This window comes from Vibrio sp. RC586 (assembly GCF_000176715.1).
Classification (GTDB): domain Bacteria; phylum Pseudomonadota; class Gammaproteobacteria; order Enterobacterales; family Vibrionaceae; genus Vibrio.
The window spans coordinates 189,211-211,034 of record NZ_ADBD01000004.1 but is presented as its reverse complement, the minus strand read 5'-3'; the positions used below and the strand labels follow the sequence as shown (position 1 = coordinate 211,034).

Here is a 21,824-nt window from a genome sequence, read left to right as displayed (position 1 = left end):
AAATGAATTCGTGGTTTATTGATGGCCAAAAAATGGCTTACCTTGATGTCGGGGAAGGAGAAGTGCTGGTGTTTGGGCACAGTTATCTGTGGGATCACCAAATGTGGGCTCCGCAAATTGCGGAGTTGAGCCAACATTATCGTTGTATTGTGCCGGATTTTTGGGCGCATGGTGATTCAGATGCCGCCCCTGCTGCGATGAGTAACCTCAAAGATTATGCGCAGCATATTCTTGCGCTGATGGATCATTTACAGATTGAGCAATTCTCAATCGTTGGTCTGTCTGTCGGTGGCATGTGGGGCGCAGAATTAGCTGTGTTAGCGCCAGAGCGCGTTAAATCACTGGTGATGATGGACACCTTTGTGGGGCTTGAACCGGAAGTCACGCATAAAAAATATTTTTCGATGCTTGATGCGATTGCTCAGCTTCAAGCTGTGCCAGCACCGATTGTTGATGCTGTTGTGCCGATGTTTTTTGCATCAGACACCCTGAAAAATGAGTTGCCTGTGGTTACTCAGTTCCGTTCTGCACTTCAAAAGTTATCCGGTGAGCGCGCAGTTGAAGTGGCGCGTTTAGGGCGCATGATTTTTGGACGTCGCGATTTGATGGATGAGATTGAAAACTTAACGCTGCCAGTGTTGATCATGGTGGGTAGTGAAGATACTCCTCGCCCAGTTTTAGAATCCTATCTGATGCAGGATGCGATTAGTGGTAGCCGACTCGAAGTCATTGAGGGGGCTGGGCATATCAGCAGCCTTGAGCAAGCAGATCAAGTCACGCATCATCTGAGCACATTCTTCGCAACGGTGTATTAATTAATCCATTTTTGAAAAGCCGCTGAGTCTTTACGCTTAAGCGGCTTTCTTTTTTACACATTGGAAATCAGTGTTAGGATTGATGGCTTTTTTTCTCGCCCACTTTTGGCTCCGTCCCTGCAAACAGACGTTTTACGTTTTGGTGGTGGCGCAGCACGATCAAGCAGCACAGCATCGCAACTGGAAGCGTATATTGCGGTTTGATAAGCCAAGTGTAGAGCGGCGCTAGCAACACAGTCACTAAGGCTGCAAGCGACGAGTAGCGAAACAGTACGACCACGACAAGCCAAGTGGCCATTACCATCCCAGTTAAATCGAGTCCAATCGGTGCGATTGCCCCTAAAGCCGTGGCAACCCCTTTTCCCCCTTTGAAATGGAAAAAAATCGGGTACATATGCCCAAGACAAGCGGCGATTGCCACCAATCCCAACATAAAAGGTTCAATATTGAGGAAGTAGCCGCCCCAGACTGGGATGGTGCCTTTGAGCATGTCACACAATAAAACGGCGACTGCGGCTTTTTTGCCACCGATACGCAGCACGTTGGTCGCTCCGGGGTTTTGTGAGCCCACATCGCGCGGATCCGGCAGGCGCAATATTCGGCAGATCAGCACCGCGCTGGAGATTGACCCCAGTAGATAGGCAAAAATGATCATGCTGAGCGCCAGTGGAGTCATAACAGCCTCAAAGTGCGTGTTTCGAAAAGTTATCTCGAATAAGTATTTGTATTCCCTGCTGAATAAGAAAAAATCTTTTAGGATTTAGCATCTTGAACAGGTTTGGGTATATCATATCGCGATTGAGTGGATAGTACGATTTTTTCATTGGTTTGGGTATCCGACCTGTGAACAGGAAGCGATTGAGCATGGATAAAGTCTTTATTGAACAGTTGGAAGTGATCACCACGATCGGTGTTTACGACTGGGAACAGCAGATTAAGCAAAAACTGGTGCTGGATCTGGAAATGGCGCATGACAACCGTCCTGCGGGAAAAAGTGATGATGTGACCGATGCTTTGGACTATGCCCAAGTCAGCCAAGCGGTGATTGAGCATATTGAACAAGGTCGTTTTCTGCTGGTAGAACGTGTGGCTGAAGAAGTTGCAGAGCTGATCATGACTCGTTTTGCTGTGCCTTGGATCCGCATCCGTTTGACCAAGCCGGGTGCAGTGCCGCAAGCCAAAGGGGTGGGTGTGATCATCGAGCGAGCGCGTGGATGATCACGGCTTATATTGGAGTGGGATCAAATCAAGATCGTCATCAGTCGATTGAAGCGGGAGTGCGAGCACTGACTCAGCTCGCGAGCACTTCACGCATCTCCACCATTTATGAGTGTCCGTCGGTGGGGTTTGCTAGCCATCCTTTTTTTAATTTGATGGTGGAGATAGAGACAACCTTATCTTTGCCTGGGTTAATAGCGCAGTTGAAAGCGATTGAATTCAGATATGGTCGTTCGCCTAATGCGCAAAAGTATCAGGATCGAACACTGGATCTTGATATTGTGTTATTCGGTGACTGTGTGTCGGAAATAGAGCCTGTTTTGCCCCGCCCTGATATTTACCGTTATCCGTTTGTGATCCAACCTTTATACGAGCTCTGTCCGCTGCGAGTGATTGCTGGCGATGGCCGAACTGTTGAGCAGATTTGGCAGCAAGCGCAGGATTTAGCAACACTCACTCCAGTACCTATTTGGTTTTCTATTGAAGAGAAGAAACAATCATGAGTTATTTTGAGTCATTCATTCTGGCTTTAATTCAAGGTTTTACTGAGTTTTTACCGATTTCGAGTTCCGCTCACCTTATCTTGCCTTCGGCAATTTTAGGTTGGGCAGATCAAGGGTTAGCCTTTGATGTGGCGGTGCATGTCGGCACTTTAGCAGCAGTGGTTATCTATTTCCGTAAAGAAGTGATCGCGTTGCTGAGCGCTTTTTTTGCCTCAATTTTTAAAGGTGATCGCAGTAAAGAAGCCAAATTGGCGTGGTTGATCATCTTAGCCACCATTCCCGCTTGTGTATTTGGTTTCCTGATGAAAGACATTGTTGAGTTGTACTTGCGCAGTGCTTGGGTTATCGCAACTACCACCATCATATTTGGTCTACTGCTGTGGTACGCCGATAAAAACTCAGAACTTAAAGCGGATGAGTACCAAGCGGATTGGAAAAAAGCACTGTTTATTGGTTTAGCGCAAGCGGTGGCGATCATTCCAGGTACATCGCGCTCCGGTGCAACCATTACCGCAGCGCTCTATCTCGGTTTTACTCGTGAAGCAGCGGCGCGTTTTTCATTCTTGATGTCGATCCCAATTATTGTGTTGGCGGGCAGTTATCTTGGCTTGAAGTTAGTCACCAGTGGTGAACCTATCCATGCTGGCTTTTTGCTCACCGGCATTATTACTTCATTTATTAGTGCTTATATTTGTATTCATTTCTTCCTGAAGCTGATTTCTCGCATGGGAATGACCCCATTTGTGATCTACCGTTTATTGCTCGGTGCTGGCTTGTTTGCGTTTTTATTAACTCAATAATCACTAGCCTGCGAGCTCATTTTCTGGGCTTTATGGTATAAATAGGCGGTATTCGAACAAATGACCAACGCCACGATCTTGTGGCGTTGGTTTTGAAAGAAAGATGGATTGGTGATGCGAGTATTTGCTTTGGCCCTAAGCCTACTGTTGGTCTGGCTGCTTTATACCCTGATGTGGGGAAAAAACGGTGTGATGGATTTTCGGGCTGTGCAGTCAGAAATTGAGGTGCAGCAGCAAGTGAATGCCAACTTACATCTGCGCAATCAAGAGATGTTTGCTGAAATTGATGATCTACGCCAAGGGCTAGATGCCATTGAAGAACGCGCCCGCAATGAACTCGGTATGGTCAAAGATGGTGAGACCTTTTACCGAATCATTGGTGAGGAATCTCGTCAATGAACAAGATGATTGCGATTGTGCCAGCCGCAGGTGTGGGGAGTCGAATGAAAGCCGACCGACCCAAGCAGTATTTAACCTTGCTCGGTAAAACGGTTCTCGAACATACCATTGAACATCTTTTAGGACACCCGCAAATCGAGCAAGTGGTGGTCGCCATTAGTGTCGATGATCCTTACTTTTCCACCTTGTCACTCGCGCAGAATCCGCGTGTAACCCGGGTTTCGGGGGGGAAAGAGCGTGCTGATTCCGTTTTATCCGCACTTAACTATGTTTGCCAACATGCGCTTAGTGAGTGGGTATTGGTGCACGATGCCGCGCGCCCTTGTGTGACTCACGCTGATATTTCTCAATTGATCGCCACGGCTTTAGAGCACCCAGTCGGGGCGATTCTTGCCGCCCCAGTGCGCGATACCATGAAGCGAGGCGACAATACACAGCAGATTGATCATACCGTTGATCGCATAGCCTTGTGGCACGCCCTTACGCCACAAATGTTTCGTGCCGAGCCGCTGCACAGTGCTTTGATTGGAGCGCTACAAAATAAGGTGTCGATTACCGATGAAGCCTCCGCTTTTGAATGGCGTGGCGAAAAGCCGGCCTTAGTGACGGGGCGTGCCGATAACCTTAAAATCACTCAACCTGAAGATCTCGCGTTGGCCGAGTTCTATTTAAGTCGTAATAAGGAAAAATCATGATCAGAATTGGCCACGGCTTTGATGTACACCGTTTTGGCGGCGAAGGTCCCATCATTATTGGTGGAGTGAAGATCCCTTATGAGCAAGGATTGATTGCCCATTCTGATGGCGATGTGGCACTGCACGCGTTAAGTGATGCCTTGCTCGGCGCGATTGCCGCGGGAGACATTGGCCGCCATTTCCCTGACACCGATGATAAATGGAAAGGGGCAGACAGCCGCGAGCTCCTCAAAGATGTGTATCGTCGAGTGAAAGCGCAAGGCTATGTACTCGGTAATGCCGATGTCACGATCATTGCCCAAGCGCCGAAAATGGCTCCTTATATTCAGGCCATGTGCGCGGCGATTGCCGAAGATCTGGAATCTGATCTGGGCAACATCAATGTCAAAGCGACCACGACAGAAAAATTGGGTTTTACCGGACGCAAAGAAGGTATTGCCTGTGAAGCGGTTGTACTTTTGCGCAAAGCTTAACTCAGCCTATAAAAAATTTTGGAATTAAGATGACTGATATTCTCTCTCCTCTGGCTTATTTGTGCGGTAAACCGACTGCGAAGGCCAAACTCAAAGCGCTGCCAGAACACTTTCAAGTCAATGAAGTGTTGGGCTATTCCTTAACGGGATATGGCGAGCACTTGATGGTGCGTATTCTTAAAACAGGGGAGAACACCAGCTTTGTGGCCAATGAATTAGCCAAAGCCTGTGGCGTACCTTCACGCGCGGTGAGCTGGGCGGGTTTAAAAGACAGGCATGCTGTTACCGAGCAGTGGTTGAGTGTGCATCTGCCGAATGGCGAAACGCCAGATTTCTCTGCGTTTCTGGCACAATACCCTAGCATTGAAATTCTAGAGGTGACTCGCCACGACAAAAAACTGCGTCCGGGCGATTTGCAAGGCAATGAATTTATTGTCACTTTATCGGAAGTCAGCGATGTTCCAGCCGTATTAAGCCGTTTAGAAACGGTCGCTGAACTGGGCGTACCCAATTACTTTGGTAGCCAGCGTTTTGGACGTCATGGCAATAACCTCAGTGAGGCTCGCCGTTGGGGGCGTGATAATGTCCGTTCGCGCAATCAGAATCAACGCAGTTTGTATCTTTCAGCCGCTCGTTCATGGATTTTCAATCAGATTGTCTCTAAGCGGATTGAGCAAGGCTGTTTTGCTCGCTTTATCGAAGGTGATATTGCTTTAGCCGAGCAACAAATGTTCAGCGTGGCAGATGATTTAGCACTTTGGGATCAGCGTTTGCAAGCTGGAGATGCGGCGATTTCAGCGGCTTTGGCGGGCGATAATGCACTGCCGACTACCGCTCAAGCCTTGCAACTTGAACAAGCTGAACTCGATGCGGAGCCAGATTTAATGGCCTTGATCCGTGGAAATCGCATGCGCCATGATCGCCGTGCCATAGCCCTCAAAGCACAAAACTTAAGCTGGCAAGTGCAAGAGGATCAAATCACCCTGCGTTTTGCATTGGATGCGGGTAGCTTTGCCACTTCCTTAGTGCGTGAATTGATCGAAGAGATCCCGGTGGTACGTCATTACGATCAAGGCCATGAACAAGAGAGCCGCGATTCAGAGAGCGAAGATTAAGATGAAGATTCTACTCAGTAACGATGATGGCGTTTACGCACAAGGCATTCATGCTTTGGCGGATGTGTTGCGTGATTTAGCCGAGATTGTGATTGTCGCGCCGGATCGTAACCGCAGTGGTGCCTCGAATTCACTGACCTTAGAGCATCCATTACGAGTATCGCAAATTGCCGAAAATACCTATTCCGTGCAAGGTACCCCGACCGATTGTGTGCATTTTGCACTGAACGAACTGATGAAAGATGATTTACCTGATTTGGTGCTGAGTGGGATCAATCACGGTGCCAATTTGGGCGATGATGTGCTCTATTCAGGTACGGTTGCTGCGGCAATGGAAGGGCATTTTCTAGGCGTGCAGTCGATCGCATTCTCCCTTACGGGGTCGACGCATTTTGCTACGGCGGCACACTTCGTGCGTCAACTGGTTGAACAACATCTCGCGAACCCTATTCCGACCAATCGCTTGCTTAATGTGAATATTCCTGATCGGCCTTTAGAACAAATTCAAGGTATTGAAGTCACTCGCTTAGGTGCGCGGCATCACGCAGAAAGCATGATAAAGCAGAAAGATCCGCGTGGGCATGATATTTATTGGCTAGGTCCTCCAGGCAAAGAGCAAGATGCCGGTCCGGGAACGGATTTTCATGCGATTGAACGTGGCTGGGTGTCACTAACGCCACTGCAGGTCGACCTGACGGCACATGAGTCGCTGCGCAGCATGGATCATTGGTTAAAGGAAAAGGTGAATGGCTAACCCAAAAGCCAACAGACTGATTCAATTTTTAACAGAGCAAGGGATTACCTCTCAACCCGTGTTGACGGCAATCCATGCACTGCCACGCGAGTTTTTCGTGGCACCCGCCATGATGCATCAAGCTTATGACAACAATGCGCTACCTATTGGTCAAGGGCAAACCATTTCACAGCCCTACATTGTGGCGAAGATGACAGAGTTGCTGGCTTTGACCCCTGAAACCAAAGTGTTGGAAATTGGTACGGGGTCTGGGTATCAAACTGCGGTTCTCGCTAAATTGGTAAACCATGTTTTTACGGTCGAGCGGATTAAGACCCTGCAATGGGATGCCAAACGACGCTTGAAACAGCTCGATATCTACAATGTTTCAACCAAGCATGGTGATGGTTGGCAAGGTTGGTCAGCACGAGCTCCCTTTGATGCAATTTTGGTCACTGCTGCTGCGGCTACAGTGCCACAAGGCTTATTGGAGCAGCTCGCAGAAGGTGGCCGCATGGTAATTCCAGTGGGAGAAGATGAGCAGCATCTCTACAGAATTGTACGTCAAGGCGATCAATTTATTTCTGAGCAAATTGAAGCAGTCCGTTTCGTGCCTTTAGTCTCAGGAGATCTCGCCTGATGACTCTTCACTCTTTCCGTCTGGTACTCTTGCTGCTCAGCAGCCTATTATTTGGCTGTGCTGCACAATCCCCTGCGCCAGTTTCCGGATTGGGTAAAGATTACAATGCGATTGAGCGTGGTAGTTATCGCGGAAGTTACTATGAAGTTAAAAAAGGTGACACGCTCTATTTTATTGCCTACCTCACAGATAAAGATGTAAACGATCTTATCCGTTACAACGATCTTTCCGCCCCTTATACCATTCATCCTGGGCAAAAACTGAAGTTATGGATCCCCAACTATACACCTCCCGCTTATGGTGGTACTGGCGGTGTCACTACGGTGGCGGCGGTTTCAAGCCTTGGTTCTGCGGTTGGCAAAACGGCAGCGGCAACCAGTGCTACGCAGCCTGTGAGTAAAAGCTCTAATACCAAAAATGCACAAAAAGGCTCAAACAATAGTCAAAATCTGACTAAAAAAGATCTAGTCAAGGCGGTTGATCAAACAAAAACAAAGGAGTATGTTGAACCTGTCGGTAAACAAAATGTTAATGTTAATGTAGCAAATGCTAAACCTTCGAATGAGAAGATAGCGAAGTGGCTATGGCCGACAAAGGGTAGAGTCATAAAGAATTTTTCTACGGGTGATCAAGGCAACAAAGGGATAGACATCGCTGGTCAACGTGGTCAGGCTGTCGTTGCTACTGCAGAAGGAACCGTAGTGTATTCGGGCAATGCATTACGTGGTTATGGCAACCTAATAATCATAAAACATAATGAGCACTATCTAAGTGCCTATGCCCACAATGATCAGCTGCTAGCAAAGGAAGGACAAACAGTGCAAGCAGGCCAGAAAATCGCCACCATGGGAAGCTCTGGAACCAATAGTGTACGCTTGCACTTTGAGATCCGTTATCAAGGGAAGTCAGTGAATCCTAAACGCTACTTACCTTAACTCATATTGCTAATGTCATACTGCAAAGGTTGTATCTCGCAATGACTCGCAAAGTTGCCAGGGGGAGGCCGCTATGAGTGTCAGCAATACCGTAACCAAAGTAGAAGAGTTCGATTTTGAAGATGAAGCACTGGAAGTGCTAGAAGCGGATGACGAGCTTACCAATGATGAAGAATTAGTGACTGCCGAAGGGGCAAGTGATGAGGTTCGTGAAGAGTTTGATGCTTCTGCCAAAAGTCTCGATGCGACCCAGATGTATCTCAGCGAGATTGGTTTTTCACCTCTACTGACTGCCGAAGAAGAAGTACTTTATGCTCGTCGTGCTTTACGTGGCGATGAAGCGGCGCGTAAACGCATGATTGAAAGTAACTTGCGTTTAGTCGTTAAAATTTCACGTCGTTACAGTAACCGTGGATTAGCACTGCTCGATCTGATTGAAGAAGGTAACCTAGGTTTAATTCGTGCGGTTGAAAAATTCGACCCAGAACGCGGTTTCCGTTTTTCAACTTACGCGACATGGTGGATCCGTCAAACCATTGAACGTGCGCTGATGAATCAAACGCGCACCATCCGTCTACCGATACATGTTGTCAAAGAGCTGAACATTTATCTGCGCACTGCGCGTGAATTGTCACAACGTCTTGACCACGAACCTACGCCAGAAGAAATTGCACTTGAGTTGGATCGCCCCGTTGATGATGTGACCAAAATGCTGCGGCTCAACGAGCGTATCAGCTCTGTTGATACACCGATTGGTGGCGATGGTGATAAGGCGCTCTTGGATATCCTGCCTGATTCTCACAATGCGGATCCTGAGTTTTCGACTCAAGACGATGATATTCGTGAATCACTACTGGGTTGGATGGATGAGCTCAATCCAAAACAGAAAGAGGTTCTTGCTCGTCGTTTTGGGTTGTTGGGGTATGAACCATCAACACTCGAAGAAGTCGGTCGTGAGATCAATCTAACTCGCGAACGTGTGCGTCAAATTCAAGTGGAAGGCTTACGTCGACTGCGTGAGATTTTGGTCAAACAAGGTTTGAATATGGAAGCTCTTTTTAATGTCGAATACGACATCAACTAACTTTTCTTTTGATTCAGACTAGATAGAGCCCTAGCAGATGCTAGGGCTTATGTTTTCGTGTCTAACTATTTATCTAAGCTAAGTTTTTATATTTATGGGTGGTTTACTGAGCTGTATCTAGTAAACGCATCGGACTGATGACTTTTTTCCAGATGACGTTAAAAAGGATGATGCCAGGCAAGCCAAAGCAGACTAGCCCCATCGCACCGGACTGCGGTTCTCCTTCAGCAAAAGAAGCCCATGACCAACCGATGCAAACCCAAAGGATAATAAAAACCGCCAGTAGGCCAAGATTGGCAAACAGGGTGAGTTGGTAACGCTGGCGAATCGAAAGATACCCCCATGCAGCTCCCGTTGTGAGCATGCCCATTAAGTACCACATTAAACCGATCATGCTTATTTCTCCTTATCTGATAGCCAGAATTTTTCGACGGCTTTATCGACTTCCATATTTCCGTAGCCAAAGAGAATATCGGCTTCTGTCATCAGCTTATGCACAAAGCCTGAAGTGACGGTATTGGAAGCGTCAATCAAACGGTGATGCCAGAAATCAGGCTTGTTCCAGGGACAGGCTTTAATACAGATCGCGCAGCCAATGCCATTATCACCCCAATATTTAATGCATTTTTTCGCATCGTTATAGAACTTGCGGATACCGGTCTGCCCGTGCCAAGCGTAGTCGGGATTATCGCTTCCTTGGTAGGTGGGAGCCATTGAAGGCTTATCATCCATACTGATGGCATTGGATGGACACTGTTCTGCACAACGCTTGCAGTTTTCGCAGAATTCCATAATGCCAAACGAGCGAGGTTGATCGTATTCGACAAATTCTAAATCGGTATACACTTTGGCGCTACGAACACGGCTACCTAAGTTAGGCACAATCAGTGTTCCGTTACGCGCGCCTTCTCCAAGTCCGGCGGCAATACTATAGGCTACGTTATTACCTAAATCGTTACCAGATGCGACAGCTTGGTAGCCTAGTCGGCGTAAGAAGTCTGCTAATTGTCCAGCAACGAGAGACATCTCGGTATATTCGTTGTTGATGGCTCCTGCCGAAACTGGTGAAGGTGCCGCACGGATTGCTTCATAATCCATTTCAAAGGCGAGCACGATGACGCTTTTGGGCTGAAATGGAAAATCTTCCTCCCACGTAAAGGTTTTTTCTTGCAAACAATCGTAGATTGGCGAGTAGTTCCAACGTGGATCGTTATGCGTAATACCCACTCGATCTGCGCCAAATAAGCAAGCTGCTCGTTTGATGTTGATGGAGGCTTCTTTTTTACTTGGGAATGACCATTTTTCAGGGGCAAGGTTGATTTGCTCCCAACGATGTTCCCCTGTGTTCGGGACCCCCATTTTACTGGCTGGGCCAAGGAATTTATCGAGAGGGTTTTTGGCGGCGGTGCCTAACGCCCAATCAATTTGGCGATAACCTAATGTATTGTTATCCCACATTGCTGGGTTAGGTTTTTCATGGGCTCGTAAGCTGGCATCAATTTGTTTGAATTGAAAAGAGGGATCACCAATTGCTTCTGCAAACACCGTATCACGAGCGGGATATTGAGCTTGTAGCTTAGGTGACATGATGTAGCTGAATACCATATTCCGTTGATCAAAGGGTTTCAGGACGGTTTGGTCTATCTCTACTGGAAAGTTATCATGTGGGATCCCGTTGACTCGATACGCAATAAAACCGCCAGCTCCAGTGGTTGCGGCAATACCAGCTCCGATAGCACTCATTTTAAAAAATTTACGACGCTCGGTATTCTCAGGAGCATCCTCTACATGGTTAGGTTTCTCGTTCATTATGGTTACCAAAACACAGAATCATGCTTCGAGTCTAACCAGATGGTGAAAAGTAAAGCAGAGCAAAAACGCTATAGCCCTAATGCGTTAATTAAATAGGTCTTGGCGCTGCTCAATGTATTGAATCAGCATATCGAGAAAGACTTTGACTTTACGTGGCACATAGTTTTTCGAATGATAGACAACATAATAAGGTTGATCGAAGCTGTATTTTCCATCAAACAGGCAAACGAGTTTGCCTTCTCGAACGGCACGGTTCGCCATAGGTTGGGGAATCCAACATATCCCTGCTCCTTTTAAGGCAAGTTCCATAGTTGCATCCACCGCATCACAAGTGAAACTGCCTTGAATGGGAACCGATTTCACTTCCCTTTCTTCGAGGTAAGTCCACTCTTCTACAGGGGAAACTCGATTATCAAAACGTAAGCAGTTATGGTTTTTTAATTCACAGGGATGGGATGGATGCCCATGCTTTAACAGGTATTCTGGTGAGGCATAAAAACGCCGACTCACACTAAAAAGTCGTCTCGAAACCATATTAGGATCGCGAGGAGGAAATAGATAGAAAATAAGGTCACCCTCTTGAATTTGCTCCATTAACGCTGGTTCAAAAGAGCGCGAGGTAATCCGTATTTCCGGAAAAGTTTTGATAAAAATAGGCAGAAAATCTGCCACGAGTAATCGAGTGAAATAAGGCATGCAGTAAAGAGTAATTTCTCCGCTAGGTTGGGTGCTGTAATCACGGAGAAAGGATTTCGCATCCTCAAATTCTTGAATAATCGTTCTACTGTGTTCGTAAAACTGACGGCCGGGTTCGGTTAGGAAGATTTCACGACTGGTGCGTTCAAATAATCGAACCTCTAATGTTTCTTCCATCTGCTTGATTTTTCTACTGACGGTGGATTGTGGCAGATCGAGAATGTTGGCCGCTCCTGTAAAACTGAGTTGATTAGCCACTTGTACAAATAAATGTAAATCTTCAATTTTCATAGGCTGTGGGGAGCTTAGTTGATATACAGGAGGGCGCACAGTGACAAGAACATAGGGATGCTTCATTGATAAACATCAATCTTGTTGATGTTTATGTCACCCTGCTATTTATACATAGCAAATTTGTGATACCCCTTATCCTTTATCACAGATAACTGAATTCGAGAATTGGTGCAAAAATACCGTTACCTTCCTCATTGGCAGTATGGGTTATGAAGAACAGACCTCAATTAGGTATTTTTAGGAAAAAGACCACGCGATGGCTTGGCTATTTGGCCCCGCTGACTCTGCTTATCGCTTGGTGGGTAGGCTATCAACATAGCGCAACTTTCACCGAGCAGCTGCAAGCACATTTTCCATCGGCGCAAATTACTCCGGTTACAAGATTAGAGCATGGCTTTGATATTAAGATAGGAAAAGAACACAGCCGTATTTATGCCGCGCAAGCCCAAGGGTATGGTGGTCCACTGAGTGTCGTATTCAGTGTCGATAGTCAGGATCGCATACGAAATTTGCAGTTGGTTGATCATGTGGATACCCCAGGATATGTGGTGAATGTGCTGAATCAACGTTTTCTTGAGCGCTTAGAAGGCAAGAAAATCACGGAGCGTTTTTCATTCGACTCGGATGTCGATAGCATTAGCGGGGCTACATTAACTAGCTCTGGCATTACACATGCAGTGCGGCTTGCGGCACATGAGCTTGCTACAAGCCAAGGCTTTCAAGTAGAAAATGCCTCTATAACTTGGGCTTGGGAAGTATCGGATCTGTTAGTGGTTCTATTGATTTTGCTAGTGCTTTTTGAGCGGCGTTTACCACGGGGCGTGCATCAATATCATTTACTGATTGTAGGGGGGCTTTCCGTTCTGGTTATAGGTTATTGGGCTAACATGGCGCTCTCCCTTTCCTCTGTCTCCTCATTTTTATTGGGGTACTGGCCGGATCCGAGACTGAACCTAGCGATCTATTTGATCTTAACGACTGTAGTGATTGGGGTGGTATTGATGGGAAAAAACCTTTATTGCAACAGCCTTTGTCCATTCCATCACATTCAACGTTGGGCGCATAAAATCAGCGGAAATAATTGGCCGATTCCTGAATTGGTTAAGAGAAATGCAGTAGATATTATTAATGTTTTGCTTTGGGTAAGCCTAGTCTTGATATTCCTCTCACGCAACCCTGCGATTAGCGGCTATGAGCCATTCTCGATGTTGTTCTCATTGGATGGAGTCGGAGTGCAGTGGTACATTTTACCTCTGGCGCTGTTTGGGAGTTTTTTCGTTAAAGATTTTTGGTGCCGGTTGTTTTGTCCGCTAGGGCGAGGGATTAATTACAGTGTTGCTAAACGGCAGTCGATAAGAAAAACATTGTCACAGTGGATTCACAGGAGGTCTTAATGTTGGTTTCTCAGCCGAAACGAACCGAGAAAAAAATGGGAATAACAGGCTTGGTAGCGACTTTGCTGTATATGCTGACACTGGTCGTTATCGTGCTGTTTTGGTGTAACAACAGTATTGATTTTTGGCGCTAATGGATAAGACCTCTCACCTATTATGAAATAGAGAGAGGTCTATTGAGCTGGCGCAACGCGAAGGTTACAGCATCTTTTTCAAACGATACAACGCATCGAGTGCCTGACGTGGCGTGAGTTCATCGGGATCGAGCTCCGCTAATGCTTGTTCAACAACACTTGGCTCCGGAATTAAGCTCAGTTGGTTGGCGATATCCACTCGGTTGGGCTTACGAGTCTCGGCAGGTTGTGAGCTTAATAGCTCAAGCTGCTGTAACTTGGCGCGCGCATTTTTAATCACGGGCTTCGGTACGCCAGCCAGTCCAGCTACGGCTAAACCATACGATTTACTCGCAGCACCCTCTTGCACTGCGTGCATAAAGGCGATGCTGTCGCCATGCTCTACTGCATCAAGGTGGACATTGGCTAAATGTGGCAAGCTGTTGGGTAGCTCTGTCAGTTCAAAGTAGTGAGTCGCGAAGAGGGTGAGTGCACCAATTTCACGCGCTAACCATTCCGCACTGGCCCAAGCCAGCGACAAACCATCATAGGTACTGGTGCCACGGCCGATTTCATCCATTAATACTAAGCTATGACTGGTGGCGTTGTGCAGTATGTTGGCGGTTTCCGTCATTTCCACCATGAAGGTCGAGCGGCCAGAGGCGAGATCATCGGACGCACCGATACGGGTAAAAATGCGATCCAAAGGACCAATTTGCGCGGATTCTGCAGGTACATAGCTGCCGATATGCGCCATGAGTGCAATCAATGCGGTTTGGCGCATGTAAGTCGATTTACCGCCCATGTTCGGGCCGGTGATGATCAGCATGCGTCGCTGTGGATTAAGCTCAATCGGGTTGGCGATAAACGGCTCATTCATCACTTGCTCAACCACTGGGTGACGCCCGCCAAGAATACGAATTCCAGCCTCTTTCACCAAAGTGGGGCGGCAGTATTCCAAGCTTTCCGCGCGTTCCGCGAGGTTTTGCAGTACATCCAATTGGGCAATGGAAGCGGCCAGTTGTTGTAATTGCTCAAGATGAGGCAACAGTAGATCGAACAACTCTTCCCATAACTGTTTTTCCACTGCTAAAGCACGAGATTTGGAGTTGAGTACCTTATCCTCGTGCTGCTTGAGTTCTTCGATGATGTAACGTTCGGCATTCTTTAAGGTTTGACGGCGTACATAATGTGGCGGCACAAGGTGGCTCTGACCACGGCTAACCTGAATGTAAAAGCCATGCACATTGTTATAGCCCACTTTCAGGGTATCAATGCCGTGGCGATCGCGCTCTTCGGCTTCCAAGCGCTCCAGAAACTCGGTTGCTCCGTTGGCTAAATCGCGCCATTCATCAAGTTCGGTACTGTAACCATCGGCGATCACGCCACCATCGCGGATCACCACGGGTGGGTTTTCTTTGATCGCGCGCTCGAGTAAATCGCACAATTCATCCATTGGTTGGGCGTGCGTGCGTAGCTCGGTAAGGTGAGGCTGCTCAAGTTCGCTCATGACAGAGTGTAATTCTGGTAACTGCTGCATGGCGTGGCGTAGGCGAGCTAAATCGCGCGGCCGCGCTGAGCGCAGTGCTAGACGGGCGAGGATCCGTTCAATATCGCCAATCTGTTTGAGTACGGGATGCAGTTCTCCATACAAAGTGGTTTCTTTGAGCTCAGTGATCGCATCTAAACGCTGGTTGAGAGTGGCGTTATCGCGCATCGGTTGGTGGACCCAACGCTTGAGCATACGACTGCCCATTGGTGTAGCACAATGATCGAGCACATCAGCGAGCGTGTTATCTGTTCCACCCGCCAAGTTATGAGTGAGCTCAAGGTTGCGCCGCGTCGCGGCATCCAAAATCACCGATTGATCTTGGCGAACCCAAGTCAGTGAACGAATGTGTGGTAAAGCAGTACGCTGAGTATCTTTGACGTATTGGATCAAACAGCCTGCCGCGCATAAGCCTAATTGTGCTTGCTCTACGCCAAAACCGACTAAATCACGAGTACTAAATTGTTGATTGAGCTGCTGTTTCGCGGTAGCTAATTCAAATTCCCAAATTGGTCGACGGCGGTTGCCTTGGCGATTGGCCATTAGATGCACAGGTGCGAAATCTTCAGGGAACAAGAGTTCACGAGGCGAAGTGCGTTGCAGCTCGGCGGCCATCTCTTCTTCGGTTTGCGGCTCACTGAGCTGAAAGCGACCGGAGGTAATATCCATGGTCGCGTAGCCAAAGTGGCCATTATGGTGATAAATCGCCGCGATCAGGTTATCGACTCGCTCTGAAAGCAGGGCTTCATCGGTCACTGTTCCCGGTGTCACAATCCGCACCACTTTGCGCTCAACGGGGCCTTTGCTGGTGGCTGGGTCGCCAATTTGTTCGCAGATCGCGACCGATTCTCCCATCTGGACGAGTTTCGCCAAATAACCTTCTACGGCATGGAAAGGTACACCCGCCATCGGAATGGGTTCACCCGCCGATGCACCGCGTTTGGTTAAGGAAATATCCAGCAGTTCAGAGGCGCGTTTCGCATCGTCATAAAACAGTTCGTAAAAATCACCCATGCGATAAAACAGCAGAATGTCTGGGTTTTCCGCCTTGAGTCTTAAATACTGTTGCATCATCGGGGTGTGGTGCGAAAGAGACTCGCTTGGTGAGGCGTTCGATTTCATCATAATCTTATATCGCTGCTTATCATCATCTGCGCAGGCCTTGCGGCATTTCATCGCAAGGCGGGCATGGGTCACTTAAAAACGGTTACAGAGCATAGCAAACCTGACTAGGGCGGGGCAATTGAGCTCTTTCTCTAGATGGTGAAGACCTTACGGGGCATTAGACCATCGCCGCAAGAGGTTTACCGAAAAGCGCGTAGGGAGCGTGATATGGATACCAAGTCAAAGAGGTTTCGACACTCTACTTAAGCCGAGTGTCGGAAGGCTCAGTTAGGAAAATAATCCTGAGGATAGATAACGATCGCCACGATCGCACACAATTGCTACCACCACGGATCCCGGATTTTGCTGGGCAATTTGCAAAGCGACAAACACGGCTCCGCCAGAGCTGACGCCGGCGCAAATCCCTTCTTCACGAGCAAGGGCGCGTGCGGTCTGTTCGGCGTCAGTTTGAGTCACGTCCAGTACCTGATCGACTCGTGCAGCATCAAATATGCCGGGTAGGTAGGCTTGCGGCCAACGGCGAATACCAGGAATCGCACTGCCTTCCGAGGGTTGTAAGCCGATGATCTGAATCTGCGGATTTTGCTGTTTCAGGTAGCGAGACACGCCCATGATGGTGCCTGTGGTGCCCATGCTCGAAACAAAATGGGTGATCTTGCCTTGGCTTTGCTGCCAAATTTCCGGTCCCGTTGAACGATAATGCGCGTCAGGGTTATCCAAGTTATTGAATTGATCCAATACCTTGCCTTTATCTTCTTGCTGCATCTGTAAGGCTAAATCGCGTGCGCCTTCCATCCCTTGTTCTTTGCTAACCAAAATCAGCTCAGCGCCATACGCTCGCATCGAATCTTTGCGCTCTTGAGTGGCGTTATCGGGCATGATCAGAATCATCTTGTAGCCTTTGATGGCGGCGGCCATAGCCAACGCTATGCCAGTATTGCCACTGGTTGCTTCGATGATGGTATCGCCGGGCTGTAAAGTACCGCGTGCCTCGGCTTGCACAATCATATTGAGGGCAGGGCGATCTTTCACTGAACCTGCTGGATTATTGCCTTCCAACTTAACCAATACGGTAGCACTGCCAGTGTTTAAACGCTGCAAGCGTACCAGTGGGGTTTGGCCAACATAGTCTTCAAGAGTGGGGAAATCAGACACTGGGCGATCCTTCTAATAATGACAACCGATAGAGCTTCTGTTGATTGACGGCGCAAGCGTAAGACGACTCTTTGCAAGCGGCGTTATTTTCATGTCAGCAGTATAAGAATGACTTTATCGAAGGCATACAATTTATTGCTAGAAATTATTCCAAAACGTTCTATTAATGTGCTTTTTTATAAACGAAATCTCTCATAATCTAGCGTCATCAAGGAAGCCATCTTGGCATAGTGATTCTGGAGTAGAACAACATGAACCGAATTAAATCGACATTAACGGCGTTACTGCTAGTTGGATCGTTTCAAGCCTCAGCAGCTGATCAGACTCTTCTCAACTCATCTTATGACATCTCACGTGAGCTGTTTGTGGCTTACAACCCAGTGTTTGCTGAGCATTGGCAACAAAAAACAGGTAAGACGGTCGAAATTAAACAGTCGCACGCTGGATCATCGGCTCAAGCGCGTTCTATTCTGCAAGGCCTAGCGGCAGATGTGGTGACATTTAACCAAGTGACCGATGTGCAAATTCTGCACGACAAAGGCAAATTGCTCCCAGAAAACTGGCAAACTTTGTTGCCAAATGGTAGCTCGCCTTATTACTCCACCACGGCGTTTTTGGTGCGCAAAGGCAACCCAAAGAACATCCAAGATTGGAGTGATTTGGTACGTGATGACGTGAAAAGTGTGTTCCCGAACCCGAAAACCTCAGGTAATGCGCGTTACACCTACTTGGCAGCGCTAGGCTTTGCACAAAAACAATTTGGTCAGGATAACCAAGTGCAGCAAGATGAGTTTTTGAAGAAGTTTTTGGCTAACGTCGCGGTATTTGATACTGGCGGCCGTGGTGCAACCACATCATTCGTTGAGCGTGGAATTGGCGATGTGCTGATCACCTTTGAATCGGAAGTGAATAACATTCGTCAGCAATACGGTGCGGATGATTACCAAGTCGTAGTGCCGAAAACCTCGATTTTGGCTGAATTCCCAGTCGCGGTCGTCGAGAAAGTGGCAAAACGTAATGGTACGACAGAGGTGGCAAACGAATACGTTTCATACCTGTACAGTGAACCAGCACAACGCCTGTTAGCTCAGTTCAACTACCGAGTGCACGATGCCAAGGTGCAAGCTGAATTTGCTGAGCGTTTCCCTACTGTTGAGTTGCTGACCGTAGAAGGGATTGCTGGTGGCTGGGAACAAGCGATGAAAACCCAGTTCGCCAATGGGGCTAAATTGGATCAACTGCTGCGCCGCTAATCTTGTCTTGAATTTCGCTCGGTTGCCAATGGATGGGCAACCTTAATTTCTCCCTGATGTATCTAAAGAGGTTTTATGGGTCAAACGCTTGCACACTCTCGCCCGCGCCAGCAACGGGTTTTACCCGGTTTTGCGTTGAGCCTCGGTGTCTCTTTGCTGTTTGTCAGCTTGATCCTGCTGCTGCCTGCCACTGGGCTTATCATGCAGACCAGCAACATGACCTTTAGCGAGTATTGGCAAGTGATTGCCGACCCTCGTGTGGTGGCAAGTTATAAAGTGACGGTTGGCTCGGCCTTGATTGCTTCACTGTTTAATGGTTTGTTTGGTTTGCTGCTTGCTTGGGTGTTGGTGCGTTACACTTTTCCTGGCAAACGCATTCTTGATGCGCTGGTCGATCTTCCTTTTGCGCTGCCCACCGCGGTGGCTGGGATTACCTTGGCAACACTGTATTCGGCCAACGGCTGGATTGGTAGCGTACTTGCCGAGTTGGGCATCAAGGTCGCTTATACGCCCCTCGGGATTATTGTGGCGATGGCTTTTACCAGCATTCCGTTTGTGGTGCGCACGGTTCAGCCTGTGTTAGAAGAAATTTCCCGTGAGGAAGAAGAAGCAGGCATGACGTTGGGTGCATCGGACGCTGCTGTATTTTGGAAAGTGATTCTTCCTTCACTCAAACCCGCTTTATTGGTCGGAACGGCGTTGTCTTTTACGCGCAGTTTAGGGGAGTTCGGAGCGGTGATCTTTATTGCAGGCAACATGCCTTACATCAGCGAAATTACCTCGTTAATGATCTTCGTACGTCTGCAAGAGTTTGATTTCCCAGCGGCGAGTGCCATTGCCTCGGTTGTGCTGCTGACCTCACTTTTGTTACTGCTGATGATTAACCTCTGGCAAGGCGCTTATCTGCGTCGCATTCACGGACGATAAGGAATCAGTGTATGGCACATTCTCAGCCTTTACGTGTCGGTGAAAAGCCGTGGGTGAAATGGAGTTTGATCGCATTGGCTCTGCTATTGGTGGCCGTGCTGCTGCTGATCCCACTGCTGAGCATTTTCCAACAAGCGTTTGCCAACGGCATTGGCGCTTATTTTAGTTACTTTAATGACCCCGATACGCGCCACGCGATTGGGTTAACGCTGGTGGTGGCGCTACTGACAGTGCCAATCAATCTGGTGTTTGGTGTGCTGCTCTCTTGGCTAGTGACCCGCTTTGAATTTGTTGGTCGCAAGTTTTTGATCACCTTGATTGATATTCCGTTCGCTGTTTCTCCGGTGGTGGCGGGTCTACTTTACCTGCTGCTCTATGGCACCAGTGGCTGGTTGGGCGAATGGTTGTATGAGCGCGATCTGCAAATCATGTTTGCTTGGCCGGGCATTGTACTTGTGACCGTGTTTGTGACCTGTCCGTTTGTGGCGCGTGAGCTAATTCCACTTATGCAGCAACAAGGACGTTCGGATGAAGAAGCCGCGGTGATTTTAGGCGCATCATGGTGGCAACTGTTTCGCCGAGTCACTCTGCCTAACATTAAGTGGGCGCTGATTTATGGTGTGATCCTCACCAATGCTCGCGCGGTGGGAGAGTTTGGCGCGGTAGCGGTGGTTTCAGGGAATATTCGTGGTGAAACCAATACCTTGCCTTTGCATGTACAGCTTCTGTACGAGGATTATCAATCGCAAGCTGCCTTTGCTAGCGCTTCGCTACTGGCATTTATCGCCCTATTAACACTATTACTGAAAGCTTTGGTCGAGTGGCGTCAAGAACGTCTTCAGGCGGTCGAGCATAATGAGCAGGGAACCTTATGAGCATTCGTCTAGATAATATTTCTAAACATTTTGGCCAGTTTCAGGCGCTTGCCCCGCTTTCTCTCAAGATTGAAGATGGTGAAATGATTGGTTTGTTGGGGCCATCTGGCTCCGGCAAAACCACGTTACTGCGCATTATTGCCGGTTTGGAAGGGGCGGATTCTGGTACGATTCATTTTCGAAATCGTGACGTAACCAACGTGCATGTGCGCGATCGCCGAGTCGGTTTTGTGTTTCAAAACTATGCGCTGTTTCGTCATATGACCGTGGCCGATAACGTAGCGTTTGGCTTGCAGGTGATGGAGCGTGCTAAGCGTCCAAATCCGGCGGAAATTCAAAAGCGCGTGAAGCAACTGCTTGAAATCGTACAACTTGGTCATTTGGCGCATCGTTATCCAGAGCAGCTTTCTGGTGGCCAAAAGCAGCGTATTGCGCTGGCTCGCGCATTGGCAACCCAACCTGAAGTGCTACTGTTGGATGAACCGTTTGGCGCTTTGGATGCCAAAGTGCGTAAAGAGTTGCGCCGCTGGCTGCGCAGTCTGCATGATGAGTTAGGCTTTACCAGCGTGTTTGTGACTCACGATCAGGATGAAGCCTTAGAGCTTTCCGATCGCGTGGTGGTGATGAGCAATGGCCGCATTGAGCAGATTGATTCACCCGTTGAGCTGTATGCTCAGCCCAATAGCCGCTTTGTGTTTGACTTCTTTGGGAACGTTAATCAGTTTGCAGGCGAGTGGCAAAATGGCCAGTGGGTCAATGGCTCTGCCTTTATTCAGCCACCAGAGAGTGACGCGACGCGTCAAAGTGGTTTGCTCTATGTGCGCAGCCATGAGTTGGCGCTGTCGGATAAAGAGAACAGCCAAGCCTCATTGCCGTTTGAAGTGGTCTCCATTAACCCAGTTGGGGCAGAAGTGCGCGTTGAGTTAGCGCCTGTCGGTTGGCAAAGCCAAGAGCTGTGGGAAGCAAAACTTTCACATCGCTCTTTAAGCGAAAAACGCTTGAATCGCGGCGATCAAGTCTTCGCCACACCGCAAGTGGGCTATTTCTTTGCCAGTGAAGGGCAAAGTAGCCCGAGCGTCCTACGCTGGCCATTCTTGGCTCCGGGTAGCTTGATGTTTGAAATCTGATTGAGAGGAGTGCCCAAAGGCACTCTTTGTTTTTATGAGGATTGCAATTCCTTCTCAATCCGGTAGCTTTGCTGATGTTTTTTACCCAATAACA

General features: G+C 48.1%; 24 protein-coding genes. 18 read left to right on the top strand and 6 right to left on the bottom strand.

Annotated features, from left to right (window positions below; genetic code table 11):
* Positions 1-2: 2 nt before the first annotated feature.
* Positions 3-815 carry an alpha/beta fold hydrolase gene (locus tag VOA_RS15595; RefSeq protein ID WP_001089723.1) on the top strand — a complete coding sequence of 271 codons (813 nt, stop codon included), beginning with the start codon at positions 3-5 and terminating at the stop codon, positions 813-815.
* A gap of 73 nt (positions 816-888) precedes the next feature.
* Here VOA_RS15595 and plsY read toward each other — a convergent pair whose 3' ends face one another.
* Positions 889-1,491, bottom strand: coding sequence for a glycerol-3-phosphate 1-O-acyltransferase PlsY (gene plsY / locus VOA_RS15600; protein WP_000188014.1), 603 nt, complete (start codon positions 1,489-1,491; stop codon positions 889-891).
* Between the two features lie 188 nt (positions 1,492-1,679).
* Between plsY and folB the strand changes: the two genes are divergently transcribed.
* The 11 genes from folB to rpoS all read left to right on the top strand — a co-directional run bounded on the left by folB (position 1,680) and on the right by rpoS (position 9,410).
* Positions 1,680-2,033 (top strand): bifunctional dihydroneopterin aldolase/7,8-dihydroneopterin epimerase, encoded by a 354-nt coding sequence (gene folB / locus VOA_RS15605; protein ID WP_000361958.1) that lies wholly within the window; start codon positions 1,680-1,682, stop codon positions 2,031-2,033.
* Complete coding sequence (folK, locus tag VOA_RS15610) at positions 2,030-2,536, top strand: 2-amino-4-hydroxy-6-hydroxymethyldihydropteridine diphosphokinase (protein WP_000627016.1); 507 nt, start codon at positions 2,030-2,032, stop codon at positions 2,534-2,536. Before folB ends, folK begins: the two co-directional genes overlap by 4 nt.
* Entirely contained in the window at positions 2,533-3,336 is an 804-nt protein-coding gene (locus VOA_RS15615; protein ID WP_000119804.1) for an undecaprenyl-diphosphate phosphatase, read from the top strand. Before folK ends, VOA_RS15615 begins: the two co-directional genes overlap by 4 nt.
* Positions 3,337-3,450: 114 nt before the next feature.
* Complete coding sequence (gene ftsB, locus VOA_RS15620; protein WP_001262062.1) at positions 3,451-3,735, top strand: cell division protein FtsB; 285 nt, start codon at positions 3,451-3,453, stop codon at positions 3,733-3,735.
* Positions 3,732-4,430, top strand: coding sequence for a 2-C-methyl-D-erythritol 4-phosphate cytidylyltransferase (gene ispD / locus VOA_RS15625; protein WP_001038429.1), 699 nt, complete (start codon positions 3,732-3,734; stop codon positions 4,428-4,430). Before ftsB ends, ispD begins: the two co-directional genes overlap by 4 nt.
* Positions 4,427-4,903, top strand: a complete 477-nt coding sequence (gene ispF, locus VOA_RS15630; RefSeq protein WP_000619206.1) for a 2-C-methyl-D-erythritol 2,4-cyclodiphosphate synthase — start codon at positions 4,427-4,429, stop codon at positions 4,901-4,903. The genes ispD and ispF overlap by 4 nt, the downstream gene beginning before the upstream one ends.
* A 29-nt stretch (positions 4,904-4,932) precedes the next feature.
* Positions 4,933-6,018 carry a tRNA pseudouridine(13) synthase TruD gene (gene truD / locus VOA_RS0117215; protein ID WP_000129770.1) on the top strand — a complete coding sequence of 362 codons (1,086 nt, stop codon included), beginning with the start codon at positions 4,933-4,935 and terminating at the stop codon, positions 6,016-6,018.
* Position 6,019: 1 nt separating this feature from the next.
* Complete coding sequence (surE, locus tag VOA_RS15635) at positions 6,020-6,772, top strand: 5'/3'-nucleotidase SurE (RefSeq protein WP_000698382.1); 753 nt, start codon at positions 6,020-6,022, stop codon at positions 6,770-6,772.
* Positions 6,765-7,391 (top strand): protein-L-isoaspartate(D-aspartate) O-methyltransferase, encoded by a 627-nt coding sequence (locus VOA_RS15640; RefSeq protein WP_000002987.1) that lies wholly within the window; start codon positions 6,765-6,767, stop codon positions 7,389-7,391. Before surE ends, VOA_RS15640 begins: the two co-directional genes overlap by 8 nt.
* Positions 7,391-8,326 carry a murein hydrolase activator NlpD gene (nlpD, locus tag VOA_RS15645; protein WP_000172494.1) on the top strand — a complete coding sequence of 312 codons (936 nt, stop codon included), beginning with the start codon at positions 7,391-7,393 and terminating at the stop codon, positions 8,324-8,326. Before VOA_RS15640 ends, nlpD begins: the two co-directional genes overlap by 1 nt.
* A 73-nt stretch (positions 8,327-8,399) precedes the next feature.
* Positions 8,400-9,410: an RNA polymerase sigma factor RpoS gene (gene rpoS / locus VOA_RS15650; protein ID WP_000116732.1), complete on the top strand. Its 1,011-nt coding sequence runs from the start codon at positions 8,400-8,402 to the stop codon at positions 9,408-9,410.
* A 103-nt stretch (positions 9,411-9,513) separates the two neighbouring features.
* Here the strand turns inward: rpoS and VOA_RS15655 are convergent, their stop codons facing one another.
* From VOA_RS15655 to VOA_RS15665, 3 genes are all read right to left on the bottom strand, one after another.
* Positions 9,514-9,804, bottom strand: coding sequence for a hypothetical protein (locus VOA_RS15655; protein WP_000579751.1), 291 nt, complete (start codon positions 9,802-9,804; stop codon positions 9,514-9,516).
* Positions 9,805-9,806: 2 nt separating this feature from the next.
* A complete protein-coding gene (locus VOA_RS15660; RefSeq protein WP_001003268.1) occupies positions 9,807-11,219 on the bottom strand; it encodes a reductive dehalogenase in 1,413 nt (470 codons plus the stop codon).
* A gap of 87 nt (positions 11,220-11,306) precedes the next feature.
* Positions 11,307-12,209, bottom strand: a complete 903-nt coding sequence (locus tag VOA_RS15665; protein ID WP_156794448.1) for a LysR family transcriptional regulator — start codon at positions 12,207-12,209, stop codon at positions 11,307-11,309.
* A gap of 212 nt (positions 12,210-12,421) precedes the next feature.
* Between VOA_RS15665 and VOA_RS15670 the strand changes: the two genes are divergently transcribed.
* Complete coding sequence (locus tag VOA_RS15670; RefSeq protein WP_009355742.1) at positions 12,422-13,606, top strand: FMN-binding protein; 1,185 nt, start codon at positions 12,422-12,424, stop codon at positions 13,604-13,606.
* Positions 13,606-13,740, top strand: coding sequence for a hypothetical protein (locus VOA_RS20330; RefSeq protein WP_009355741.1), 135 nt, complete (start codon positions 13,606-13,608; stop codon positions 13,738-13,740). Before VOA_RS15670 ends, VOA_RS20330 begins: the two co-directional genes overlap by 1 nt.
* 64 nt (positions 13,741-13,804) lie before the next feature.
* Here VOA_RS20330 and mutS read toward each other — a convergent pair whose 3' ends face one another.
* Both mutS and cysM read right to left on the bottom strand, forming a co-directional pair.
* Positions 13,805-16,393: a DNA mismatch repair protein MutS gene (mutS, locus tag VOA_RS15675; RefSeq protein WP_032468144.1), complete on the bottom strand. Its 2,589-nt coding sequence runs from the start codon at positions 16,391-16,393 to the stop codon at positions 13,805-13,807.
* A gap of 267 nt (positions 16,394-16,660) precedes the next feature.
* Complete coding sequence (gene cysM, locus VOA_RS15680; RefSeq protein ID WP_001279368.1) at positions 16,661-17,548, bottom strand: cysteine synthase CysM; 888 nt, start codon at positions 17,546-17,548, stop codon at positions 16,661-16,663.
* Positions 17,549-17,799: 251 nt separating this feature from the next.
* Here cysM and cysP point away from each other — a divergent pair, with 251 nt between their 5' ends.
* The 4 genes from cysP (at position 17,800) to VOA_RS15700 (ending at position 21,730) form a co-directional block, all read left to right on the top strand.
* Positions 17,800-18,801 carry a thiosulfate ABC transporter substrate-binding protein CysP gene (cysP, locus tag VOA_RS15685; protein ID WP_001079841.1) on the top strand — a complete coding sequence of 334 codons (1,002 nt, stop codon included), beginning with the start codon at positions 17,800-17,802 and terminating at the stop codon, positions 18,799-18,801.
* A 75-nt stretch (positions 18,802-18,876) separates the two neighbouring features.
* Positions 18,877-19,728, top strand: coding sequence for a sulfate/thiosulfate ABC transporter permease CysT (gene cysT / locus VOA_RS15690; RefSeq protein WP_000531809.1), 852 nt, complete (start codon positions 18,877-18,879; stop codon positions 19,726-19,728).
* Between the two features lie 11 nt (positions 19,729-19,739).
* Positions 19,740-20,603, top strand: coding sequence for a sulfate ABC transporter permease subunit CysW (gene cysW, locus VOA_RS15695; RefSeq protein WP_000951359.1), 864 nt, complete (start codon positions 19,740-19,742; stop codon positions 20,601-20,603).
* Positions 20,600-21,730 carry a sulfate/molybdate ABC transporter ATP-binding protein gene (locus tag VOA_RS15700; protein ID WP_000027775.1) on the top strand — a complete coding sequence of 377 codons (1,131 nt, stop codon included), beginning with the start codon at positions 20,600-20,602 and terminating at the stop codon, positions 21,728-21,730. Before cysW ends, VOA_RS15700 begins: the two co-directional genes overlap by 4 nt.
* Positions 21,731-21,824 lie beyond the last annotated feature (94 nt).

Excerpts from the sequence above, each read along its gene's own strand:
- VOA_RS15595 (WP_001089723.1), top strand. The coding sequence starts at position 3 with ATGAATTCGTGGTTTATTGATGGCCAAAAAATGGCTTACCTTGATGTC.
- plsY (WP_000188014.1), bottom strand. The coding sequence starts at position 1,491 with ATGACTCCACTGGCGCTCAGCATGATCATTTTTGCCTATCTACTGGGG.
- folB (WP_000361958.1), top strand. The coding sequence starts at position 1,680 with ATGGATAAAGTCTTTATTGAACAGTTGGAAGTGATCACCACGATCGGT.
- folK (WP_000627016.1), top strand. The coding sequence starts at position 2,030 with ATGATCACGGCTTATATTGGAGTGGGATCAAATCAAGATCGTCATCAG.
- VOA_RS15615 (WP_000119804.1), top strand. The coding sequence starts at position 2,533 with ATGAGTTATTTTGAGTCATTCATTCTGGCTTTAATTCAAGGTTTTACT.
- ftsB (WP_001262062.1), top strand. The coding sequence starts at position 3,451 with ATGCGAGTATTTGCTTTGGCCCTAAGCCTACTGTTGGTCTGGCTGCTT.
- ispD (WP_001038429.1), top strand. The coding sequence starts at position 3,732 with ATGAACAAGATGATTGCGATTGTGCCAGCCGCAGGTGTGGGGAGTCGA.
- ispF (WP_000619206.1), top strand. The coding sequence starts at position 4,427 with ATGATCAGAATTGGCCACGGCTTTGATGTACACCGTTTTGGCGGCGAA.
- truD (WP_000129770.1), top strand. The coding sequence starts at position 4,933 with ATGACTGATATTCTCTCTCCTCTGGCTTATTTGTGCGGTAAACCGACT.
- surE (WP_000698382.1), top strand. The coding sequence starts at position 6,020 with ATGAAGATTCTACTCAGTAACGATGATGGCGTTTACGCACAAGGCATT.
- VOA_RS15640 (WP_000002987.1), top strand. The coding sequence starts at position 6,765 with ATGGCTAACCCAAAAGCCAACAGACTGATTCAATTTTTAACAGAGCAA.
- nlpD (WP_000172494.1), top strand. The coding sequence starts at position 7,391 with ATGACTCTTCACTCTTTCCGTCTGGTACTCTTGCTGCTCAGCAGCCTA.
- rpoS (WP_000116732.1), top strand. The coding sequence starts at position 8,400 with ATGAGTGTCAGCAATACCGTAACCAAAGTAGAAGAGTTCGATTTTGAA.
- VOA_RS15655 (WP_000579751.1), bottom strand. The coding sequence starts at position 9,804 with ATGATCGGTTTAATGTGGTACTTAATGGGCATGCTCACAACGGGAGCT.
- VOA_RS15660 (WP_001003268.1), bottom strand. The coding sequence starts at position 11,219 with ATGAACGAGAAACCTAACCATGTAGAGGATGCTCCTGAGAATACCGAG.
- VOA_RS15665 (WP_156794448.1), bottom strand. The coding sequence starts at position 12,209 with ATGAAAATTGAAGATTTACATTTATTTGTACAAGTGGCTAATCAACTC.
- VOA_RS15670 (WP_009355742.1), top strand. The coding sequence starts at position 12,422 with ATGAAGAACAGACCTCAATTAGGTATTTTTAGGAAAAAGACCACGCGA.
- VOA_RS20330 (WP_009355741.1), top strand. The coding sequence starts at position 13,606 with ATGTTGGTTTCTCAGCCGAAACGAACCGAGAAAAAAATGGGAATAACA.
- mutS (WP_032468144.1), bottom strand. The coding sequence starts at position 16,393 with ATGATGAAATCGAACGCCTCACCAAGCGAGTCTCTTTCGCACCACACC.
- cysP (WP_001079841.1), top strand. The coding sequence starts at position 17,800 with ATGAACCGAATTAAATCGACATTAACGGCGTTACTGCTAGTTGGATCG.
- cysT (WP_000531809.1), top strand. The coding sequence starts at position 18,877 with ATGGGTCAAACGCTTGCACACTCTCGCCCGCGCCAGCAACGGGTTTTA.
- cysW (WP_000951359.1), top strand. The coding sequence starts at position 19,740 with ATGGCACATTCTCAGCCTTTACGTGTCGGTGAAAAGCCGTGGGTGAAA.
- VOA_RS15700 (WP_000027775.1), top strand. The coding sequence starts at position 20,600 with ATGAGCATTCGTCTAGATAATATTTCTAAACATTTTGGCCAGTTTCAG.